Here is a 20,918-nt window from a genome sequence, read left to right as displayed (position 1 = left end):
TTAGCTGACCGGGCCGCCGAAGGCCTCGATGCGGTCACCGTCAGCCAGCTTCACCATGGCGCGCTTGGTCGCTTTACGCTGACCGAAGCCCGTCTTGGTGCGCTTGCGCTTGCCCTGGCGGTTGATGGTGTTAACCGTCAGCACGCGGACATCGAAGATCTGCTGGATCGCGATCTTGATCTCGGTCTTGTTCGCGTCCGGGCGGACGAGGAACGTGTACCAGTTCTGATCGAGAACGCTGTAGCTCTTCTCGGAGACCACCGGAGCGACGATGATGTCGCGCGGGTCGGCGATCGTGCTCACTTGTCGCCCTCCTCGGACTTCTCGGAGCCGCCCAGGAACTCGTCGAGCGCGACCTTGGTGAAGACGATCTCGTCGGCCACCAGCACGTCGTACGTGTTCAGCTGGCCGGCTTCGATCAGGTGCACGGAAGGCTCGTTGCGCAGCGACACCCAGTTCAGCTCGTCCTGGCTGTCCAGAACGACGAGAACCTTGTTGGTCTGCACGACCTTGCGCAGCGTCGCGATCGCGGCCTTGGTCGACGGCTTGTCGCCGTTGACGAACGCCTCGACGACGAACACGCGGCCGTCGCGGGCCCGGTCCGAGAGGGCGCCACGGAGAGCGGCGGCCTTCATCTTCTTCGGGGTCCGCTGGCTGTAGTCGCGCGGCACGGGGCCGTGCACGACGCCACCGCCGGTGAACTGCGGCGCGCGGATCGAGCCCTGACGGGCGCGACCGGTGCCCTTCTGCTTGTACGGCTTCTTGCCGCCACCGGCGACCTCACCGCGGGTCTTCGCCTTGGCGGTACCCTGCCGCGCCGCGGCGAGCTGCGCCACGACGACCTGGTGCATCAGGGGGATGTTCGCCTGAACGTCGAAGATGTTCCCGGGCAGCTCGACCGAACCGGTCTTGGTGCCCTCAATGTTGATCACGTCAACCGAGCTCACTTGGCACCGCCCTTCTTGGCTGCGGTACGGACCAGGATCAGCGCGCCCTTGGGACCGGGCACTGCGCCACGGACCAGGATCAGGTTGCGCTCGGCGTCGACCGCCTGAACCGTGAGGTTCTGCACGGTGAAGCGCTTGCCGCCCATGCGGCCGGCCATCTTGACGCCCTTGAAGACGCGACCGGGGGTCGCGCAGGCGCCGATCGAACCGGGCGAGCGGTGCTTGCGCTCGACACCGTGGCTGGCCCGCAGACCGTGGAAGCCGTGCCGCTTCATGACGCCGGCAAAGCCCTTGCCCTTGGTCTTACCGGTGACGTCGATCGAGGTACCGGCCGCGAACTCCGCGAGGGAGATCTCCTGGCCGAGCTCGTACTCGCCGGCGTCGCTGGTGCGGAGCTCCACGATGTGGCGCCGCGGCGACACACCCGCCTTCGCGTAGTGGCCGCTCTCCGGCTTGTTGACCTTACGAGGGTCAATCGCGCCGTACGCCAGCTGGACCGCGGAGTAGCCGTCCTTTTCAGAGGTGCGGACCTGGGTCACGACGCAAGGGCCGGCCTGCACCACGGTTACCGGGACAACCTTGTTGTTGTCCCAGACCTGGGTCATGCCGAGCTTGGCGCCCAGGATCCCCTTAACTTGCCTGTCCATTGTCCGGTCCCTACAGCTTGATCTCGATGTCGACCCCGGCCGGCAGGTCGAGGCGCATAAGCGAGTCGACCGTCTTCGGAGTCGGGTCGATGATGTCGATCAGACGCTTGTGCGTGCGCATCTCGAAGTGCTCGCGCGAGTCCTTGTACTTGTGCGGCGAACGGATCACGCAGAAACGGTTGATCTCCGTGGGCAGCGGCACCGGGCCTGCGACCTGCGCCCCCGTACGCGTCACCGTCTCGACGATCTTGCGCGCCGAGGAGTCGACGACCTCGTGGTCATAGGCCTTGAGCCGGATGCGGATCTTCTGTCCCGCCATGGTGGCTTCTGTTTCCTTCTCTCGATGCCGCTACGTGCAGAAGCGGTGGCTTCCGCATGCCCGCAGGACCGTTGATCCTGCGTTGTCCGACCCCCGCGGTCGGGCGTGTCGCGCCTCGTCGCAGAATGCTGTGCATTCAGCTTCCAGCCTCCACCCCCGATCTTGCTGGGGGCGGACGCGATCACGGGGATCTGGGGTACCAGGTGGCAACGAAAACACACCCGGACACCCGGCGAGGGTGGGTACCTGAACGAAGCCAGCTACCCACCCCGCGCGGACGCAACCTGACTAGTATGCCGGATTGAACCCAGCATTGCTAATCGGGGTCACCAATGAGGGGTTGTCCGCGACGTAGGTCACGGACAACCCGTCATCACTTAGTGATCTTCGTGACCGTGCCGGCGCCGACGGTGCGGCCACCCTCACGGATCGCGAACTTCAGACCCTGCTCCATGGCGATCGGCTGGATCAGCTTGACCTCCATGGAGGTGGAGTCACCCGGCATGACCATCTCGGTGCCCTCGGGCAGCGTGACGACGCCGGTGACGTCCGTGGTGCGGAAGTAGAACTGCGGGCGGTAGTTCTGGAAGAACGGCGTGTGCCGGCCGCCCTCTTCCTTCGAGAGGATGTAGACCTGACCCTCGAAGTCGGTGTGCGGGGTGCTGCTGCCGGGCTTCACGACGACCATGCCGCGCTCGACGTCCTCGCGCTTGATGCCACGAAGCAGCAGGCCGACGTTCTCGCCCGCGCGGGCCTCGTCGAGCAGCTTGCGGAACATCTCGATGCCGGTGCAAACGGTCTTGGTCGACTTCTCGCGGATGCCCACGATCTCGACCTCCTCGTTCGGCTTGAGGATGCCACGCTCGGCCCGACCGGTCACCACGGTGCCACGACCGGTGATCGTGAAGACGTCCTCGATCGGCATGAGGAACGGCTTCTCGATGTCACGCTCGGGCTGCGGGATCGCGGTGTCGACCGCGTTCATCAGCTCGAGGAGCTTGGCGGTCCACTCCGGGTCGCCCTCGAGCGCCTTGAGCGCCGACACGCGAACGACCGGCAGGTCGTCGCCCGGGAACTCGTACGTGCTGAGCAGCTCGCGGACCTCGAGCTCGACGAGCTCCAGGAGCTCCTCGTCCTCGACCATGTCGCTCTTGTTCAGGGCGACGACGATGTACGGAACGCCGACCTGGCGGGCCAGGAGCACGTGCTCCTTGGTCTGCGGCATCGGGCCGTCGGTGGCGGCCACGACCAGGATCGCGCCGTCCATCTGCGCGGCACCGGTGATCATGTTCTTGATGTAGTCGGCGTGGCCGGGGCAGTCCACGTGCGCGTAGTGGCGCGACGCGGTCTGGTACTCGACGTGCGCGATCGAGATCGTGATACCACGGGCCTTCTCTTCAGGCGCCTTGTCGATCTCGTCGAACGGGGTGTACGGGTTCAGGTCGGGGAACTCGTCGTGCAGGACCTTCGTGATGGCCGCAGTCAGCGTCGTCTTACCGTGGTCGATGTGACCAATGGTGCCGATGTTGACGTGCGGCTTAGTCCGCTCGAACTTCGCCTTCGCCACTGGTGTCCTCCTGTGGACTGGTACTTACTGGTCGCCCGGCACGCCGATAAGGCGCTCAGGACTCTGTCGACTGCTTGTGCACGTGCGGCCCTCGACGGGCCGCACGTGCCTCAACGCGTCAGGCGCCGGTGGCCTTAGCGATGATCTCCTTCGCGACGTTCCCGGGAACCTCCGCGTAGGAGTCGAACTGCATGCTGTAGCTGGCCCGGCCGGCCGTCTTCGACCGCAGGTCGCCGACGTAGCCGAACATCTCCGACAGCGGGACCAGAGCCTTGACGACGCGGGCGCCGGAGCGCTCCTCCATCGACTGGATCAGGCCGCGGCGGGAGTTGAGGTCGCCGATGACGTCACCCATGTTGTCCTCAGGGGTGGTGACCTCAACCGACATCATCGGCTCCAGCAGCGCGGGGTCGGCCTTGCGGGCCGCTTCCTTCATCGCCATGGAGCCAGCGATCTTGAACGCCATCTCAGACGAGTCGACCTCGTGGTACTGACCGTCGATCAGCGTGAACTTCACGCCGACCAGCGGGTAGCCGGCGAGGACGCCGTACTGCAGGGAGTCCTGGGCGCCCGCGTCCACCGAGGGGATGAACTCCTTGGGGATGCGACCGCCGGTGACCGCGTTGACGAACTCGTACGTGGGACCGTCGGTGGCGAGCTCAAGCGGCTCGACCGTGACGACGACCTTCGCGTACTGGCCGGAACCACCGGTCTGCTTCTTGTGCACGTACGTGAGCTTCTCCACCTTGCCGCGGAGAGTCTCGCGGTACGCCACCTGCGGCTTACCGATGTTGGCCTCGACGTTGAACTCGCGGCGCATGCGGTCCACCAGGATGTCCAGGTGGAGCTCGCCCATGCCGGCGATGATCGTCTGACCGGTCTCCTCGTCGTTGAAGACGCGGAAGGTCGGGTCCTCTTCGGCCAGGCGCTGGATAGCGGTGCCCAGCTTCTCCTGGTCCGACTTGGTCTTCGGCTCGATGGCGACCTGGATAACCGGCTCCGGGAAGGTCATCGACTCCAGGATGACCGGGTTCGCCGGGTCGCTGAGCGTGTCACCGGTGGTGGTCTGCTTGAGACCCTGGACGGCGATGATGTCGCCGGCCTGCGCGGTGGCGCGCTCCTCACGCTTGTTCGCGTGCATCTGGTAGATCTTGCCGATCCGCTCCTTGCGGTCCTTGGTGGAGTTGACCACCTGGGAACCGGAGTCGAGCGTGCCGGAGTAGACCCGGACGTAGGTGAGCTTGCCGAGGTGCTTGTCCGTCTGAATCTTGAACGCCAGGCCGGAGAACGGCTCGGTGTTCGACGGCTTGCGCAGGATCGGGGTCTCACCGTCGAGCGCGGTGCCCTCGATCGCCGGGATGTCCAGCGGCGACGGGAGGAAGTCGACGACGGCGTCGAGCATGGGCTGAACGCCCTTGTTCTTGAACGCCGAGCCGCACAGGACCGGGTTGGCCTTGCTGGCGATCGTGGCCCGCCGGATGGCGGCCCGGATCTCGTCGATCGAGACCTCTTCGCCCTCGAGGTACTTCTCCATGACCGCGTCGTCGACGTCGGCCAGGGTCTCGATCAGCTTCTCGCGCCACTCGTTCGCGGAGTCGACCAGGTCGGCCGGGATCTCCTCGATCGCGTAGTCGTCACCCTTCTGGGTCTCCCCGCGCCAGGTGAGCGCCTTCATGTTGATCAGGTCGACGACACCGATGTGGTCGCCCTCGAGCCCGATCGGGATCTGCAGGACGAGCGGCGTGGCGTGAAGCCGGTCGATCATCATCTGCACGCAACGGAAGAAGTCCGCGCCGGTCCGGTCGAGCTTGTTGACGAAGCACATGCGAGGGACGTTGTACTTGTCGGCCTGGCGCCAGACGTTCTCCGTCTGCGGCTCCACGCCGGCCACACCGTCGTACACCGCGACTGCACCGTCGAGCACACGCAGCGACCGCTCGACCTCGACCGTGAAGTCGACGTGGCCGGGCGTGTCGATGATCTGAATCGTGTAGCCCTTCCACTCGCACTTCGTGGCGGCGGAGGTGATGGTGATGCCGCGTTCCTGCTCCTGCTCCATCCAGTCCATGACGGCCGCGCCCTCGTGGACTTCACCGATCTTGTACGTGATGCCGGTGTAGAACAGGATGCGCTCGGTCGTCGTGGTCTTACCAGCGTCGATGTGCGCCATGATGCCGATGTTGCGAACCTTGGCGAGCGCGTCTGCGGCAGCCACTTCCATCCCTACTTTTCTTCGTCGTCGTCTCGTGGACCGGTACGAATGCCGTGGCCCGGCGGTTGCCGGGCCCGCAGCAGGGTCTTACCAGCGGTAGTGCGCGAAGGCCTTGTTGGACTCCGCCATCTTGTGAGTGTCCTCGCGACGCTTCACAGCGGCACCGAGGCCGTTGCTGGCGTCAAGCAGCTCGTTCTGCAGCCGCTCGATCATGGTCTTCTCGCGGCGGACCTTGGAGTACTGAACCAGCCAGCGCAGGCCCAGGGTCGTCTGGCGCGGGGTGCGCACCTCGATCGGCACCTGGTAGGTCGCGCCACCAACGCGGCGGCTGCGGACCTCGAGGGTCGGCTTCACGTTGTCCATCGCTCGCTTGAGGATGACCACCGGGTCGGTGCCGCTCTTCTCACGGGCACCCTCGAGGGCGGCGTACACGATGCGCTCGGCCAGCGAACGCTTGCCGCCGACCAGGATCTTGTTCACCAGCTGGGTCACCAGCGGCGAGTTGTAAACCGGGTCAGCGACCAGAGGGTGGCGCGGAGCGGGGCCCTTACGCGGCATGTCAGCTCTTCTCCTTCTTCGCGCCGTAACGGCTGCGGGCCTGCTTGCGGTTGCGGACACCCTGGGTGTCCAGCGAACCGCGGACGATCTTGTAGCGGACGCCCGGGAGGTCCTTAACACGGCCGCCGCGCACGAGCACGATGGAGTGCTCCTGCAGGTTGTGGCCGACGCCCGGGATGTACGCCGTGACCTCGATCTGGCTGCTCAGCTTCACGCGAGCGACCTTGCGCAGCGCAGAGTTCGGCTTCTTGGGGGTGGTGGTGTACACGCGGGTACACACGCCGCGCCGCTGAGGGCTTCCCTTCAGTGCCGGCGTCTTCGTCTTGGTCGTCTTCGCCTGGCGGCCCTTTCGGACCAGCTGCTGGATCGTGGGCACCGGGTTTCTCCGCTCCCTTCGGCCGCTTCCTGTAATACGGCCGCACCGAGTGTTCTGCCTGTGTGCGGCGACTCTCCCTGGTGGGAGTGTCCCGCACCCGCGGTCGGGCGTGTCGTCCGGCTCACGGTCCCGCCACGCGTGATTGATTCACGCGTACCGGATGTTGTCTTGGTCGAGCACGGGTTCACACCGAACCCAGCCCGTCGTGCGGCAATACCCGTCGTACGTTCCGATTCGGGTGCACGCACGAGTTGCCCGGGCGAGCCCGGGCACGAGGGGAAAGAGTACCCACCCCGAGCACCCAGGTCAAAATGAGCCCCGAGCTCCCGCGATGGACATCTCCGTATACCAGTGTACCGGGTGCCCCGGCGTGGCCATGCCGCGGTGCCGGATCCGCGCCCGCGAGGCCCCTCAGGAGCCCTCTACCACAAAGCCCAGCACCAACGCCAGCAGCGATATTCCCGCGCCGGCGCTCCCGCAGGCGATGCCGGCGGTGGCCAGCCCGGAACCGGTGAACCGCACCCGGCCCGGCGCTCCGGAGCGCCTGATCTGGCGCTTCGCGATCAGCGACGCGGTCACCGCTCCCCCACCGGCGAGCACACCGAGCAGCGTGAACGCGCCGGCGACCCAGGCGCCCGCGCCGCCGACACCGAAGCAGATGACCAGGACCGACACCAGGATGGCGCCGATGCCGGCGGTCAGGCCGCCGATCGCCAGACCGGAAGTGATCGGCACGACACGCAGCTGGACCATCCCGAACCCGGTCCCGCCCACGACGTCCATCCGCTCCACCTCCCAGCCACTGGCCGGGGGGTTCACCGGCGCCCAGCGCGGCGGCGGTCCGGACGGCGGGGGCGGCGGGTACGCGGCGGTCCCCGGGGGCTGCGTCATGTTCAGAAGCATGTCACCCGGACGAGCCGTCCCGCACCCCGGCAGGGACGCTCAGCGGGCGTGTAAGGCCGCGGGCGGGATCAGTCGGTGCCGGGTGCCAGGTTCGGCCCGGGCGCGGTCGCCAGGTGCAGCAGGCCGGCGATGGCGGCCACCACCAGCGCGGTCAGCGCCAGCACCAGCCCGATCCAGGCGAGCGTGCGGCCGCGGCGGATCCAACGGCCACCGGTCAGGTAGCCGCCGGCCGCGTACGCCTCCCTGGCGGTCTGCCGGGCCAGAAGTAACGCGATCGTGGCCGGAATCACGCCCCCGACCATCGGGCCGGTCAGCAGCCCGATCAGGCCGAGCACGAAGACCGCGCGGGCCTTCGTCGACGGCACCGGCTCCGGGTCCAGCGGGTGGCGGGTTTGCACGGCGTGAACGGTCACCCGTACATCCTAGAAGCGCCGCTGGGGCGGCCGCGCTGTTGCGCGACCGCCCCAGGCGGAACAAACGATTACCGTACGACCGTCAGCGGTACGACCCGAAGTCGAAGTCGTCCAGCGGAACTGCCTGGCCGCTGGCCGGTCCGAAGCCGTAGTCGGTCTCCGGGTACCCGGTCATCGAGTACACCTTCGCCTTGGCCTCCTCGGTCGGCTCGACCCGGATGTTCCGGTACTTGGAGATACCGGTACCGGCCGGGATGAGCTTGCCGATGATGACGTTCTCCTTGAGGCCCACCAGCGAGTCGCTGCGCGAGTTGATCGCAGCGTCGGTGAGCACCCGGGTGGTCTCCTGGAAGGAGGCCGCCGAGAGCCAGGAGTCGGTCGCCAGCGAGGCCTTGGTGATACCCATCAGCACCGGACGACCGGCGGCGGGCTCGCCACCCTCGCCCACGAGCCGGCGGTTCTCCGACTCGAAGAGCGCCCGGTCCACCAGGATGCCCGGCAGGAACTCGGTCGCACCGGAGTCGATGACCGTCACGCGCTTGAGCATCTGGCGAATGATGATCTCGATGTGCTTGTCGTGGATCAGCACACCCTGCGAGCGGTAGACCTCCTGGACCTCACTGGTCAGGTGGACCTGGACCGCGCGCGGGCCCATGATGCGCAGCAGCTCGTGCGGGTCGATGGTGCCCTCGGTGAGCTTCTCGCCGACGCCGACGTGGCCGCCGTCCGGGATGCGCAGCTTGACGCGCTTGGAGATCTTGTCGTACACGATCTCCTCGCTGCCGTCGTCCGGCACCACGATGATCTTCCGCGAGCGCTCGCCGTCCTCGATGCGCACGCGTCCCGGGGTGTCGGCGATGGGCGCCTTACCCTTCGGCACGCGGGCCTCGAAGATTTCCTGAACACGCGGCAGACCCTGGGTGATGTCCTCACCCGCGACACCACCGGTGTGGAAGGTACGCATCGTCAGCTGGGTACCGGGCTCACCGATCGACTGGGCCGCGATGATGCCGACCGCCTCGCCGATGTCGACAGCCTTGCCGGTCGGCAGCGACCGGCCGTAGCAGGCCGCGCAGACGCCCAGCTTCGACTCACAGGTCAGGACGCTGCGCACCCGGACGATCTCGACGCCGGCCGCGACGAGCGCGTCCACCATGATCGAGTTGAGGTCGTCACCACGCGACACCACACGGTTGCCCGCCGGGTCGTCGATGTTGTCGGCCAGGGTCCGGGCGTGCACACCGGTCTCGGCGTGCACGTGCACGACCAGGGTGCCGTCCGGCTCCCGCTCGCCCACCTGCATCGGAATCGCGCGGTCGGTGCCGCAGTCCTCCTCGCGGATGATGACGTCCTGCGAGACGTCCACCAGACGACGGGTCAGGTAACCCGAGTCGGCGGTACGCAGGGCGGTGTCCGCCAGGCCCTTACGGGCACCGTGCGTGGAGATGAAGTACTCCAGAACGGTCAGACCCTCGCGGTACGACGAGGTGATCGGGCGCGGGATGATCTCGCCCTTGGGGTTGGCCACCAGACCACGGATCGCGGCGATCTGCCGGAGCTGGAGGAGGTTACCGCGAGCGCCGGAGTTGATCATGACCCAGAGCGGGTTCTCCTGCGGCAGCGCGGACTCCATCTCCTTGGAGATCTCGTTCGTCGCCTTGGTCCAGATCTCGATGAGCTCGCCGCGACGTTCCTCGGCGGTCATCAGACCACGCTGGTACTGCTTGTCGATCCGGTCGGCCTCGGCCTGGTACTTGGCGAGGATCTCCGGCTTGCGCGGCGGCGCGATGACGTCGCCCATACCGATCGTCACACCGGACCAGGTGGCCCAGTGGAAGCCGGCCTCCTTGAGCGCGTCCAGGGTCGCGGCCAGCGCGACCTTGGGGAAGCGCTCGGCGAGGTCGTTGACGATCGCCGACAGCTGGCCCTTGCGGATCTCGTAGTTCACGAAGCGGTAGCCCGGGGGCAGCGTCTCGTTGAAGATCACTCGGCCGAGCGTGGTCTCGACGAGCAGCTTCTCGCCCTCGACCCAGCCCTCCGGAGCCACGGCCGGCTCGGCCTTGGCGCCGTTGTCGACCCCGATCACGTCGTGGAGACGGATCTTGACCTTGGCCTGCAGGTGCAGCTCGCCGTTGTCGAACGCCATCCGCGCCTCGGCGTCGGAGCTGAAGACCCGGCCTTCACCCTTCGCGCCCTTGGTGAGGTGCGTCAGGTAGTACAGGCCGATGACCATGTCCTGGGTGGGCATGGTGACCGGCTTGCCGTCGGCCGGCTTGAGGATGTTGTTCGAGGACAGCATCAGGATCCGGGCCTCGGCCTGCGCCTCGGACGACAGCGGCACGTGGACTGCCATCTGGTCGCCGTCGAAGTCCGCGTTGAACGCGGTACAGACGAGCGGGTGGATCTGGATGGCCTTGCCCTCGACCAGCTGCGGTTCGAACGCCTGGATGCCCAGGCGGTGCAGGGTCGGCGCACGGTTCAGCAGCACCGGGTGCTCGCTGATGACCTCTTCCAGCACGTCCCACACGACCGGGCGCTGACGCTCGACCATCCGCTTGGCGGACTTGATGTTCTGTGCGTGGTTCAGGTCGACCAGGCGCTTCATCACGAACGGCTTGAACAGCTCCAGGGCCATCTGCTTGGGCAGACCGCACTGGTGCAGCTTGAGCCGCGGGCCGACGACGATGACCGAACGGCCGGAGTAGTCGACGCGCTTGCCGAGCAGGTTCTGACGGAACCGGCCCTGCTTGCCCTTCAGCATGTCGGAGAGCGACTTCAGCGGGCGGTTACCCGGACCGGTGACCGGCCGGCCACGACGGCCGTTGTCGAACAGCGCGTCGACGGCCTCCTGCAGCATCCGCTTCTCGTTGTTGACGATGATCTCGGGAGCACCGAGGTCGATCAGTCGCTTGAGGCGGTTGTTGCGGTTGATGACCCGGCGGTACAGGTCGTTCAGGTCCGAGGTCGCGAAGCGGCCACCGTCGAGCTGCACCATCGGGCGCAGGTCCGGCGGGATGACCGGCACGCAGTCGAGCACCATGCCGAGCGGGGAGTTGCGGGTGTTCAGGAACGCCGCGACGACCTTCAGCCGCTTGAGCGCCCGGATCTTCCGCTGGCCCTTACCGGTGCGGATGATCTCCCGAAGGTTCTCCGCCTCGGCGTCCAGGTCCATGTTCTGCAGCAGCGCCTTGATCGCCTCGGCGCCCATGCCACCGGTGAAGTACTCACCGAAGCGGTCCCGCAGCTCGCGGTAGAGCAGCTCGTCGGTGACCAGCTGCTTCGAGTCGAGCTTGCGGAACGTGTCGAGCACCTCGTCGAGGCGGTCGATCTCGCGCTGCGCCTTGTCCCGGATCTGGCGCATCTCGCGCTCGCCGGCTTCCTTGACCTTGCGGCGCACGTCGGCCTTGGCACCCTCGGCCTCGAGCTCGGCGAGGTCCTGCTCCAGCTTGCCGGCGCGCTTCTCGATCTCCGAGTCGCGGCTGTTCTCGGACTGCCGCTTCTCCGCGAAGATCTCGTTCTCGATCGTGGACATGTCACGGTGACGCGACTCGGCGTCAACGCTCGTGATCACGTACGAGGCGAAGTAGATGATCTTCTCGAGGTCCTTGGGCGCCAGGTCGAGCAGGTAGCCCAGACGGCTCGGCACACCCTTGAAGTACCAGATGTGCGTGACCGAGGCGGCCAGCTCGATGTGGCCCATGCGCTCACGCCGGACCTTGGAGCGGGTCACCTCGACGCCGCAGCGCTCACAGATGATGCCCTTGAACCGGACACGCTTGTACTTACCGCAGTAGCACTCCCAGTCCCGCTGCGGACCGAAGATCTTCTCGCAGAAGAGTCCGTCCTTCTCGGGCTTGAGGGTGCGGTAGTTGATCGTCTCGGGCTTCTTGACCTCGCCGTGCGACCACTGCCGGATGTCGTCAGCGGTAGCCAGGCCGATGCGCAACTCGTCGAAGAAGTTGACGTCGAGCACTTGGACTATCCCTCGTGTTTCGTTGCTCGGGTGAATTCCAGGCCGGCGGGGGCGTCCCCGGTCGCTACCGACTCGCGTCGATGCCTACCGGGGACGCTCTCCGTCAGATCTCTTCGACGCTGCTGACGCCCTCGTTCGGGCGTCGCGACAGGTCGATGCCGAGTTCCTCCGCGGCCCGGAAGACCTCGTCGTCCGTCTCGCGCATCTCCAGAGCAACGCCGTCGCTGGAGAGCACCTCAACGTTCAGGCACAGCGACTGCAGCTCCTTGAGGAGCACCTTGAAGGACTCCGGGATTCCCGGCTCCGGGATGTTCTCGCCCTTGACGATGGCCTCGTAGACCTTCACGCGGCCAAGGACGTCGTCGGACTTGATGGTCAGCAGTTCCTGCAGCGCGTAAGCGGCGCCGTAGGCCTGCATCGCCCAGCACTCCATCTCGCCGAACCGCTGGCCACCGAACTGGGCCTTACCACCGAGCGGCTGCTGCGTGATCATCGAGTACGGACCGGTCGACCGCGCGTGGATCTTGTCGTCGACCAGGTGGTTCAGCTTCAGGATGTAGACGTAGCCGACCGAGATCGGGTCCGGCAGCGGCTCACCGGAGCGGCCGTCGAACAGCTGCGCCTTGCCGTCGCCGTTGACCAGGCGCTTGCCGTCCCGGTTCAGCAGGGTCGACTCGAGCAGGCCCTTGATCTCCTCCTCCTGAGCACCGTCGAAGACCGGAGTCGCGACGTTGCTGTCGGCGGGGGACTCGTGCGCCTCGATCGAGCGGAGCTGACGCTTCCACTCCTCGTCCTCGCCCTCCACCGACCAACCGGTCTTGGCGATCCACCCGAGGTGGGTCTCCAGAACCTGGCCGATGTTCATACGCGAGGGGACACCGAGCGGGTTCAGCACGATGTCGACCGGGGTGCCGTCCTCGAGGAACGGCATGTCCTCGACCGGCAGGATCTTGGAGATGACGCCCTTGTTGCCGTGACGACCGGCGAGCTTGTCACCGTCCTGGATCTTGCGCTTCTGGGCGACGTACACCCGGACCAGCTCGTTCACGCCCGGGGGCAGCTCGTCGCCGTCCTCGCGGGAGAACGTCCGGACACCGATGACGGTGCCGGTCTCGCCGTGCGGAACCTTCAGCGAGGTGTCCCGGACTTCCCGGGCCTTCTCACCGAAGATCGCGCGCAGCAGGCGCTCCTCCGGGGTCAGCTCGGTCTCGCCCTTGGGCGTGACCTTGCCGACCAGGATGTCGCCGGGCACGACCTCGGCGCCGATCCGGATGATGCCGCGCTCGTCCAGGTCCGCCAGCATTTCCTCGCTGACGTTCGGGATGTCGCGGGTGATCTCTTCCGGGCCGAGCTTGGTGTCGCGGGCGTCGACCTCGTGCTCCTCGATGTGAATCGAGGTGAGCACGTCCTGCTGCACGAGGCGCTGCGACAGAATGATCGCGTCCTCGTAGTTGTGGCCTTCCCAGCACATGAACGCGACCAGGAGGTTGCGGCCGAGGGCCATCTCCCCCTCGTCGGTGCACGGACCGTCGGCGATGACCTGGCCGGCCTCGACCCGGTCACCCTCGAAGACGACAGGCTTCTGGTTGACGCAGGAGCCGGCGTTCGAGCGACGGAACTTGTGCAGCAGGTAGGTCCGGCGGTGGCCGTCGTCCTGGTGCACCGTCACGTAGTCGGCGCACAGGTCCTCGACCACACCGGCGACCTCGGCGACGACCACGTCACCGGCGTCGACCGCGGCGCGGTACTCCATGCCGGTGCCGACCAGCGGCGCCTCGGCCTTGACCAGCGGCACCGCCTGGCGCTGCATGTTCGCACCCATCAGGGCGCGGTTGGCGTCGTCGTGCTCGAGGAACGGGATCATCGCGGTGGCGACCGAGGTCATCTGCCGCGGCGACACGTCCATGTAGTCGACCTCGGTGCCGGGCACGTAGTCGACCTCACCGCCCTTACGGCGGACCAGGACGCGGTCCTGGGCGAACGTGTTGTCGCTGGACAGCACGGCGTTCGCCTGCGCCTTGATGTACCGGTCTTCCTCGTCCGCCGTGAGGTAGTGCACCTCGTCGGTGACCACACCGGCCTCGACCTTGCGGTACGGGGTCTCGATGAAGCCGAACGGGTTGACCCGCGCGAACGTGGAGAGCGCGCCGATCAGACCGATGTTCGGTCCCTCGGGCGTCTCGATCGGGCACATCCGGCCGTAGTGCGACGGGTGCACGTCACGGACCTCGAAGCCGGCCCGCTCACGGGACAGACCACCCGGGCCGAGCGCCGACAGACGGCGACGGTGGGTCAGACCCGCGAGCGGGTTGGTCTGGTCCATGAACTGCGACAGCTGCGACGTACCGAAGAACTCCTTGATCGCAGCCACCACGGGGCGGATGTTGATCAGGGTCTGCGGCGTGATCGCCTCGACGTCCTGCGTCGTCATGCGCTCGCGGACGACACGCTCCATCCGGGACAGGCCCACGCGGACCTGGTTCTGGATGAGCTCGCCGACCGTGCGCAGGCGCCGGTTGCCGAAGTGGTCGATGTCGTCGGCCTCGTAGCCGTCCTCACCGGCGTGCAGCCGGCAGAGGTAGTCCACGGTCTTGACGATGTCTTCCTCGGAGAGCGTGCCCCGGACGATCGGGACGTCGATCTCGAGCTTCTTGTTGAACTTGTACCGGCCGACCTTGGCGACGTCGTACCTCTTCGGGTTAAAGAAGAGGTTGTCGAGCAGGGTCTGCGCGTTCTCCCGGGTGGGGGGCTCGCCGGGGCGCAGCTTCCGGTAGATGTCGAGTAGGGCCTCATCCTGTCCGGCGATGTGGTCCTTCTCCAGCGTCGTCATGAGCAGTTCGGACCAGCCGAAGCGCTCACGGATCTGGTCTGCGGACCAACCGATCGCCTTGAGCAGGACGGTGACGGCCTGACGACGCTTGCGGTCGATGCGGACACCCACGGTGTCACGCTTGTCGATGTCGAACTCGAGCCAGGCACCCCGGCTCGGGATGACCTTGACGCTGGTGAGGTCGCGGTCGGAGGTCTTGTCCGGCTCCTTGGTGAAATACACGCCCGGCGAACGGACGAGCTGGCTCACCACGACCCGCTCGGTACCGTTGATGACGAACGTCCCCTTGGGGGTCATCATCGGGAAGTCACCCATGAACACGGTCTGGCTCTTGATCTCGCCAGTGGTGTTGTTGGTGAACTCCGCGGTCACGAACAGCGGGGCACAGTAGGTCAGGTCCTTCTCCTTGCACTCCTCGATCGAGGCCTTGACCTCGTCGAAGCGCGGAGCTGAGAAGGACAGCGACATGGTGCCGGAGAAGTCCTCAATGGGACTGATCTCTTCGAGGATCTCTGCGAGGCCCGAGTGGGCATGCGGGTCGTCCGTCGTCCGGGCCTGCCAAGCCTCGTTGCCGACCAGCCAGTCGAACGACTCCGTCTGGAGGGCGAGGAGGTTGGGGACCTCTAGCTGCTCGGTGATCCGGCCGAAAGAGACCCGGCGGGGTGCGTAAGCGCTCGACGTACGGCTGGTCTTCGCAGGGCGGGAAGCTGCCAAGATGCGTCCTTCCGAGGACCGGTGCTGCTATGCGGCTGAGTTGCTGATGCAACTGGTCTGCGTGCACTCCAAAAGACACCCATCGAAATCCACAGACGTGGATATCAGGACAGGCGTCAAGACAGAAGGCAGCGCAAACTAGCAGTGTAGCCGCTTGGCTAACCGCTGTCCAGCCCACACCCGAAGTGTCCTGCGGAACGTGTCCCCGACGCCGCTGACCTGGCACTTCATGGTCAACGCCGTGGCCGGGGCCGCTCTGGAAACGCGGCGACTCTTCCTCGGGTGCCGGTCAGTGGGTCACCGGTGGAAATCCGATTACCCACGGTCTGGCTGTCGCAAGCGCGGAAACTTGCTGCCATCAGCGTGCCTGTCAGCGGACACACAGTCAAGGGCTGTGCCGCGGGTCGGACCGGACCGGTCGTCCGGCCGGCGCACCCAGAGGACCTTAACGCATGGATCGCCAGCTTTGGCAGCCTTTGTCGGAGCAGCCGTAACGCGCTCACCGGGGTCGCGCTGACCAGTGCGGACACTGGCCGGAAACACCGATGGCGAAGACCCGAAACGGGCCTCCGCCATCGACGAACAACGCTCTGGAGCGTTAGATCACTTGAGGGTGACCTTGGCGCCCTCGGCCTCGAGCTTGGCCTTGGCGGCCTCGGCCTTGTCCTTGGCAACACCCTCGAGGATCGCCTTGGGGGCGGCCTCGACGGCGTCCTTGGCCTCCTTGAGGCCCAGGCCGGTCAGCTCACGCACGACCTTGATGACCTGGATCTTCTTGCCGCCGTCGCCCTCGAGGACAACGTCGAAGGAGTCCTGCTCCACAGCGGCCTCGACAGCCGGGGCGGCCGGGCCGGACGCGGCGACAGCCACGGCAGCCTTGACGTCGAAGACCTCTTCGAACGTCTTCACGAACTCGGAGAGCTCGATGAGGGTCATTTCCTTGAACGCGTCGAGCAGCTCGTCGGTGCTGAGCTTCGCCATATCAGGCAACCTTTCCTAGCTTCTGATGTAAACGGTGTTCGGTTCGCGAGGCCATCAAGCGGCCTCGGCGGAACCGTCCTTCTCACGCTTGTCACGCAGGGCGTCCACCAGGCGCACGGCCTGGGAGAGCGGAGCCTGGAACGTGGCCGCGGCCTTGCTCAGGTTGCCCTTCATGGCGCCGGCCAGCTTGGCCAGCAGCACCTCACGGGACTCGAGGTCGGCAAGCTTGTTGACGTCCTCGGCCGAGATGGCCTTACCCTCGAAGACGCCGCCCTTGATGACCAGGACGGGGTTGGCCTTGGCGAAGGCGCGAAGCACCTTGGCCGCGTCAACCACGTCACCCTTCACGAAGGCGAGCGCGGTAGGACCGGTGAACAGCGTGTCGAGGCCCTCGATGCCCGCGTCGCCAGCCGCACGCTTCGCGAGCGTGTTCTTGGCAACGGAGTACTTGGCCTGCTGGCCGAGCGACCGCCGCAGCTCAGTGAGCTGCTTCACGGTGAGGCCCCGGTATTCGGTCAACACGGTGGCCGCGGAGTCACGGAAATTGTCCGTCAGCTCGGCGACGGCCGTGGCCTTGTCGGCCCGGACCGGCTTGTCCGCCATGTCCCTCCTCTCCTCAGTGCTATTGCCACTGGTCGAGAGGGTCCGAACAAGCAAAACGCCCCGGTGCAGGGGCACGGGGCGGAGTCCGGCACGCCGAGGCATGCCGCAGAATCACGAACCGTCCGCCCTGCACAGGTCGCCCGTTTGTTGCGGGACCTTCGGCCGCGATGTCCGTCTCACGACGGTCACTGCGGCGACCAGCGGTCTATGGGTGGAACTTCACGAGGAACAGTACGCGGCACACCGACAAAATTCCAAATCCCTTTCCGGTACGACCTGAGCACGATCAGGCGCGGGCCCGGCGCAGGCGCGCGTACGCGATCAGGGCGACCGAGCACCAGGCGAGACACCAGCCGGCCAGCACACCCAGCTCCCCCGCCGACGGGGCGGTGTCGTTGAGCGCCCGCGCGGTGGCCATCACCGGCGGGACCAGCCACGGAGCGACCGACCCGGTCAGACCCAGCACGATCGCCAGCACCGAGCCGGTGGCCAGGACCGCGACGCCCGGCAGCACCCGGCGGGTGACCGCCCGGGCGGACAGCGCGCCCAGCGCCACCGCGGCGGCCAGCGACAGCAGGTGAGCGAGCACACCCAGCAGGACCCCGACCGGCAGGGACGGTTCGCCCGAGCCGGCCTCCGGTCCACGGACGGCGTGGAACGGCAGCGGGGCGAGCATGGCGACGGCGCAGACCGCGGCTCCGGCCGTCAGGGCGGCCAGCAGACCGGCCACACCCTCGCGGACCGGGCCGACCGACAGCCGGGCCAGGCGGCGCTGGACGTCCGGCTCGGTGTCCAGGACCACCTTGGTCAGCCAGGCCAGCACCGGGAAGAGCGCCGCGGCGGAGTAGCCGTAGGCGGACGCGGCCGGCGCCGGTCCCCCGCCGTGGATGACACCGAGCACGGCGAGCACGGTGATCAGCGGGGCCAGCACCCGGCCGCCGTGCCAGAACCCGGCGAGCCGCATCCGGACCAGCGCGATCATCGAGCTTCCTCCTGGTGTGCGGTCAGTCGCTCCGGTCGTACCCCATCGGGCTCCCGGACCCGCAGGATCCGGTGACCGGAAGCGATCAGCTGGACCACCGTCGCGTCGGCTTCCGTGCGCGGCACCGCGATCTCGACCACCACCTCGTCGGGCCCGGCCGGGCGGCGGTCCGGCGGCGGAGCGGCCACCGGTGGCGGAGCGGACCCGAGCTGCAGCGCGCCGGCCGCAACCGTCCAGTGGGTGGTGTCCGGCAGCCCGGTGATCTCGCCGCGGTGGTCGCTGACCAGGACCGCGCCGCCGGAAGCGGTGACCTCGGCGACGATCTCCGGCACCAGCGTGCGGGCCTGCGCGTCCAGGCCCTCCCACGGCTCGTCGAGCACCAGCAGGCCGGGCCGGACCAGCAGGGCCTGGGCTAGGCCGACCTTCTGCGCGGTGCCCTTGGACAACGCGTTCAGCGGGGTGTCGGCGTGCGGGGTCAGGCCGAGACGGTCCACCCAGTGCGCGGCGGCGGTCGCCGGGGCGTGGCGCAGCCCGGCCATCGCGCGCAGATAGCCGATCGCGGTGAACGGCTGATCGGCCGGGAAACGCTCCGGGACCCAGCCGACCACCGCCGGACGAGCCCGGACGGTGCCGCGGACCGGGCGCAGCACACCGGCCGCCAGCTGCAGCAGGGTGGACTTGCCGGCGCCGTTCGCGCCGAGCACCACCACGGTCTGGCCGGGCTCGACCGTCGCGGCGGCTTCACGCAGCGCCCACGGGGCACGGCGGGCGTACCGGAACCAGACACCGTCGAAAAGCATGGCCGCAAGCTTGGCACGAAAAAGCCCCCGGGGATGTCCCCGGGGGCTTCGACGTTCGAGCGGTCAGGCGATCAGTTCTGGTTCTCGCCGCGCAGGTTCTTCACGACGAGCGGGTCGATCTGGATGCCCGGGCCCGTCGTGGTGGAGACGGTGACCTTCTTGAGGTACTTGCCCTTGGCGGCGGACGGCTTCGCCCGCAGGATCTCCTCGAGCACCGAGGCGTAGTTGTCGACCAGCTGCTCGGCCGTGAACGACGCCTTGCCGATGATCAGGTGCAGGTTCGAGTGCTTGTCCACCCGGAAGGTGATCTTGCCGCCCTTGATCTCGTTGACGGCCTTGGTCACGTCCATGGTGACGGTGCCGGTCTTCGGGTTCGGCATCAGGCCACGCGGGCCGAGGATGCGGGCGATCCGGCCGATCTTGGCCATCTGGTCCGGCGTCGCGATCGCGGCGTCGAAGTCCAGCCAGCCACCCTGGATCCGGGCGACGAGCTCGTCGGTGCCGACCTCGTCAGCGCCGGCCGCGACGGCCTCTTCGGCCTTCGCGCCCTGGGCGAACACGATGACGCGGGCGGTCTTGCCGGTGCCGTGCGGCAGGTTGACCGTGCCACGGACCATCTGGTCGGCCTTACGCGGGTCGACACCGAGGCGCATGGCGACCTCAACGGTGGCGTCGAACTTCGCGGAGCTGGTCTCCTTGGCGAGGGCGACCGCGTCCTTGGGCTCGTAGAGCTTGTCGATCTCGATCTTCTCGAGGGCGGCGCGGAACGCCTTGCTGCGGTGCGACATGTTTTTACTCCTGTGGTTGTTGGCGGGACCGCGCGACGACGGTCCCTCCCACTGAGATCACCGGTTTGCCGGTGATCAGATCTTGGTGACCTGGTTGAAGTTCAGCTCGACCGGGGTCTCCCGGCCGAAGATCGACACCAGGACCTTCAGCTTCTGCTGGTCAGCGTTGATCTCACTGATCGACGCCGGCAGCGAGGCGAACGCGCCGTCGGTGACCGTGACCGAGTCGCCGACCTCGAAGTCGAGCACCTTGATCTCGGGCTTCGACTTCTTCTCCTCGGTCTGAACGGCCGGGGCCAGCCACTTCAGCACCTCGTCGAGGGAGAGCGGCGCCGGACGGTCGACCCGGTCGGTGGCGCCGACGAAGCCGGTCACACCCGGCGTGTTGCGCACGCAGGAATACGACTCCGGCGTCAGGTCCATCCGGACCAGGATGTAACCGGGGAAGACCTTGGCCTGCACCTGGTTGCGCTTGCCGTTCTTGACCTCGACCTCTTCGCGGGTCGGCACCTCGACCTGGAAGATGAACTCCTCCATGTCGAGGCTCGTGATCCGGGTCTCGAGGTTGGTCTTGACCTTGTTCTCGTAACCGGCGTAGGAGTGCACCACGTACCAGTCGCCGGGCGCGTAGCGCAGCTTCTGCCGCAGCTCCTTGACCGGGTCATAGTCCTCGTCGGCCTCGGGCGCCTGGGCCTCCACCGGCGTTTCGTCAGCCGACTCGACCTCGACCGACTCGTCGATGTCCGGCGACGACTGCTCGTCAGCGGACTGCGCGGTCTCGTCGTCGTACTCAGGCACGCTCGCTCACTTCCAGATAAGTCACTCGGTTCGGGGTCGCGACGGGCTAGGACTTGCCGCCGAGCGCCCAGAGGATGCCCTTACCGAACCCGTAGTCCAACACCGCCACGAGCGCCGTCATCACCGTGACGAACACGATCACGACGCCGGTGTAGGTCAGCAGCTCCTTGCGCGTCGGCCAGATGACCTTGCGCAGCTCGCTGATGACCTCGCGGAAGAATCCGCCGATCCGGCCGAAGACCCCGGTGCGCTTGCGCTCCCGCTTGGTCTTCGGGGTTTCGTCGTCCTTCGTACGCTCGGCGACCGCGGTTCCGCCGCCGCGGCTTACCGGCGTGTCGTCGGTCTCGGGGGCGTCGTCACCGGCGGCGGCATCGGGGAGCAGCTCGTCGTCGCCCGGGACGTCGTCACCGGAGCGGTCCTTGTCGGCCACTGCGCCCTACTTCCGTCGTCGGTGGTGTTGAAGTTCCTGTCAGCACTCGACCGGACGCGGGAAGTTGAGCGACCCGC

19 protein-coding genes are annotated in these 20,918 nt (G+C 67.2%); all 19 read right to left on the bottom strand.

Going from position 1 to position 20,918, the window contains the following annotated elements; translation table 11 throughout:
- The 19 genes from rplW to secE all read right to left on the bottom strand — a co-directional run bounded on the left by rplW (position 1) and on the right by secE (position 20,841).
- A complete protein-coding gene (rplW, locus tag ADL15_RS25265; protein WP_067696114.1) occupies positions 1 to 303 on the bottom strand; it encodes a 50S ribosomal protein L23 in 303 nt (100 codons plus the stop codon).
- Positions 300 to 947, bottom strand: a complete 648-nt coding sequence (gene rplD, locus ADL15_RS25260) for a 50S ribosomal protein L4 (RefSeq protein ID WP_067696111.1) — start codon at positions 945 to 947, stop codon at positions 300 to 302. The genes rplW and rplD overlap by 4 nt, the downstream gene beginning before the upstream one ends.
- Positions 944 to 1,594 carry a 50S ribosomal protein L3 gene (gene rplC / locus ADL15_RS25255; protein WP_067696108.1) on the bottom strand — a complete coding sequence of 217 codons (651 nt, stop codon included), beginning with the start codon at positions 1,592 to 1,594 and terminating at the stop codon, positions 944 to 946. The genes rplD and rplC overlap by 4 nt, the downstream gene beginning before the upstream one ends.
- 10 nt (positions 1,595 to 1,604) lie before the next feature.
- Positions 1,605 to 1,913 (bottom strand): 30S ribosomal protein S10, encoded by a 309-nt coding sequence (gene rpsJ, locus ADL15_RS25250; protein WP_007073037.1) that lies wholly within the window; start codon positions 1,911 to 1,913, stop codon positions 1,605 to 1,607.
- Positions 1,914 to 2,286: 373 nt separating this feature from the next.
- Positions 2,287 to 3,480 carry an elongation factor Tu gene (tuf, locus tag ADL15_RS25245; protein ID WP_067696106.1) on the bottom strand — a complete coding sequence of 398 codons (1,194 nt, stop codon included), beginning with the start codon at positions 3,478 to 3,480 and terminating at the stop codon, positions 2,287 to 2,289.
- A gap of 118 nt (positions 3,481 to 3,598) precedes the next feature.
- Positions 3,599 to 5,695, bottom strand: coding sequence for an elongation factor G (gene fusA, locus ADL15_RS25240; protein WP_067696228.1), 2,097 nt, complete (start codon positions 5,693 to 5,695; stop codon positions 3,599 to 3,601).
- Positions 5,696 to 5,779: 84 nt separating this feature from the next.
- Positions 5,780 to 6,250: a 30S ribosomal protein S7 gene (gene rpsG / locus ADL15_RS25235; protein WP_067696103.1), complete on the bottom strand. Its 471-nt coding sequence runs from the start codon at positions 6,248 to 6,250 to the stop codon at positions 5,780 to 5,782.
- 1 nt (position 6,251) lies between these two features.
- A complete protein-coding gene (rpsL, locus tag ADL15_RS25230; RefSeq protein ID WP_007465318.1) occupies positions 6,252 to 6,626 on the bottom strand; it encodes a 30S ribosomal protein S12 in 375 nt (124 codons plus the stop codon).
- 411 nt (positions 6,627 to 7,037) lie between these two features.
- Positions 7,038 to 7,517, bottom strand: coding sequence for a hypothetical protein (locus tag ADL15_RS25225; protein ID WP_232344323.1), 480 nt, complete (start codon positions 7,515 to 7,517; stop codon positions 7,038 to 7,040).
- 80 nt (positions 7,518 to 7,597) lie between these two features.
- On the bottom strand, positions 7,598 to 7,942 hold the full coding sequence (locus ADL15_RS25220; RefSeq protein ID WP_067696100.1) for a hypothetical protein: 345 nt from the start codon (positions 7,940 to 7,942) through the stop codon (positions 7,598 to 7,600).
- An 82-nt stretch (positions 7,943 to 8,024) separates the two neighbouring features.
- The gene (locus ADL15_RS25215) at positions 8,025 to 11,915 is read right to left on the bottom strand and encodes a DNA-directed RNA polymerase subunit beta' (protein ID WP_067696097.1); all 3,891 of its coding nucleotides are present in this window, start codon (positions 11,913 to 11,915) and stop codon (positions 8,025 to 8,027) included.
- Positions 11,916 to 12,018: 103 nt separating this feature from the next.
- On the bottom strand, positions 12,019 to 15,459 hold the full coding sequence (gene rpoB, locus ADL15_RS25210; protein ID WP_067696094.1) for a DNA-directed RNA polymerase subunit beta: 3,441 nt from the start codon (positions 15,457 to 15,459) through the stop codon (positions 12,019 to 12,021).
- Between the two features lie 603 nt (positions 15,460 to 16,062).
- Positions 16,063 to 16,440 (bottom strand): 50S ribosomal protein L7/L12, encoded by a 378-nt coding sequence (gene rplL, locus ADL15_RS25205; protein ID WP_067696091.1) that lies wholly within the window; start codon positions 16,438 to 16,440, stop codon positions 16,063 to 16,065.
- A 54-nt stretch (positions 16,441 to 16,494) separates the two neighbouring features.
- Positions 16,495 to 17,043 (bottom strand): 50S ribosomal protein L10, encoded by a 549-nt coding sequence (rplJ, locus tag ADL15_RS25200; protein WP_067696089.1) that lies wholly within the window; start codon positions 17,041 to 17,043, stop codon positions 16,495 to 16,497.
- Between the two features lie 286 nt (positions 17,044 to 17,329).
- Complete coding sequence (locus ADL15_RS25195) at positions 17,330 to 18,025, bottom strand: hypothetical protein (protein ID WP_067696086.1); 696 nt, start codon at positions 18,023 to 18,025, stop codon at positions 17,330 to 17,332.
- Positions 18,022 to 18,825, bottom strand: coding sequence for an ATP-binding cassette domain-containing protein (locus ADL15_RS25190; protein WP_067696083.1), 804 nt, complete (start codon positions 18,823 to 18,825; stop codon positions 18,022 to 18,024). Before ADL15_RS25190 ends, ADL15_RS25195 begins: the two co-directional genes overlap by 4 nt.
- A gap of 71 nt (positions 18,826 to 18,896) precedes the next feature.
- Positions 18,897 to 19,613, bottom strand: coding sequence for a 50S ribosomal protein L1 (gene rplA, locus ADL15_RS25185; RefSeq protein WP_067696080.1), 717 nt, complete (start codon positions 19,611 to 19,613; stop codon positions 18,897 to 18,899).
- Between the two features lie 75 nt (positions 19,614 to 19,688).
- Positions 19,689 to 20,411, bottom strand: a complete 723-nt coding sequence (gene nusG, locus ADL15_RS25180; RefSeq protein ID WP_067696077.1) for a transcription termination/antitermination protein NusG — start codon at positions 20,409 to 20,411, stop codon at positions 19,689 to 19,691.
- Between the two features lie 46 nt (positions 20,412 to 20,457).
- The gene (gene secE / locus ADL15_RS25175; RefSeq protein ID WP_067696074.1) at positions 20,458 to 20,841 is read right to left on the bottom strand and encodes a preprotein translocase subunit SecE; all 384 of its coding nucleotides are present in this window, start codon (positions 20,839 to 20,841) and stop codon (positions 20,458 to 20,460) included.
- Between the last annotated feature and the right edge of the window lie 77 nt (positions 20,842 to 20,918).

This window comes from Actinoplanes awajinensis subsp. mycoplanecinus (assembly GCF_001509495.1).
GTDB lineage: Bacteria > Actinomycetota > Actinomycetes > Mycobacteriales > Micromonosporaceae > Actinoplanes > Actinoplanes palleronii.
The sequence above is the reverse complement of the archived record's forward strand: the minus strand, read 5'-3'. Positions and strand labels throughout refer to the sequence as shown.

Excerpts from the sequence above, each read along its gene's own strand:
- rplJ (WP_067696089.1), bottom strand. The coding sequence starts at position 17,043 with ATGGCGGACAAGCCGGTCCGGGCCGACAAGGCCACGGCCGTCGCCGAG.
- rpsJ (WP_007073037.1), bottom strand. The coding sequence starts at position 1,913 with ATGGCGGGACAGAAGATCCGCATCCGGCTCAAGGCCTATGACCACGAG.
- ADL15_RS25225 (WP_232344323.1), bottom strand. The coding sequence starts at position 7,517 with ATGACGCAGCCCCCGGGGACCGCCGCGTACCCGCCGCCCCCGCCGTCC.
- ADL15_RS25190 (WP_067696083.1), bottom strand. The coding sequence starts at position 18,825 with ATGCTTTTCGACGGTGTCTGGTTCCGGTACGCCCGCCGTGCCCCGTGG.
- ADL15_RS25195 (WP_067696086.1), bottom strand. The coding sequence starts at position 18,025 with ATGATCGCGCTGGTCCGGATGCGGCTCGCCGGGTTCTGGCACGGCGGC.
- rplA (WP_067696080.1), bottom strand. The coding sequence starts at position 19,613 with ATGTCGCACCGCAGCAAGGCGTTCCGCGCCGCCCTCGAGAAGATCGAG.
- rplC (WP_067696108.1), bottom strand. The coding sequence starts at position 1,594 with ATGGACAGGCAAGTTAAGGGGATCCTGGGCGCCAAGCTCGGCATGACC.
- rplL (WP_067696091.1), bottom strand. The coding sequence starts at position 16,440 with ATGGCGAAGCTCAGCACCGACGAGCTGCTCGACGCGTTCAAGGAAATG.
- rpsG (WP_067696103.1), bottom strand. The coding sequence starts at position 6,250 with ATGCCGCGTAAGGGCCCCGCTCCGCGCCACCCTCTGGTCGCTGACCCG.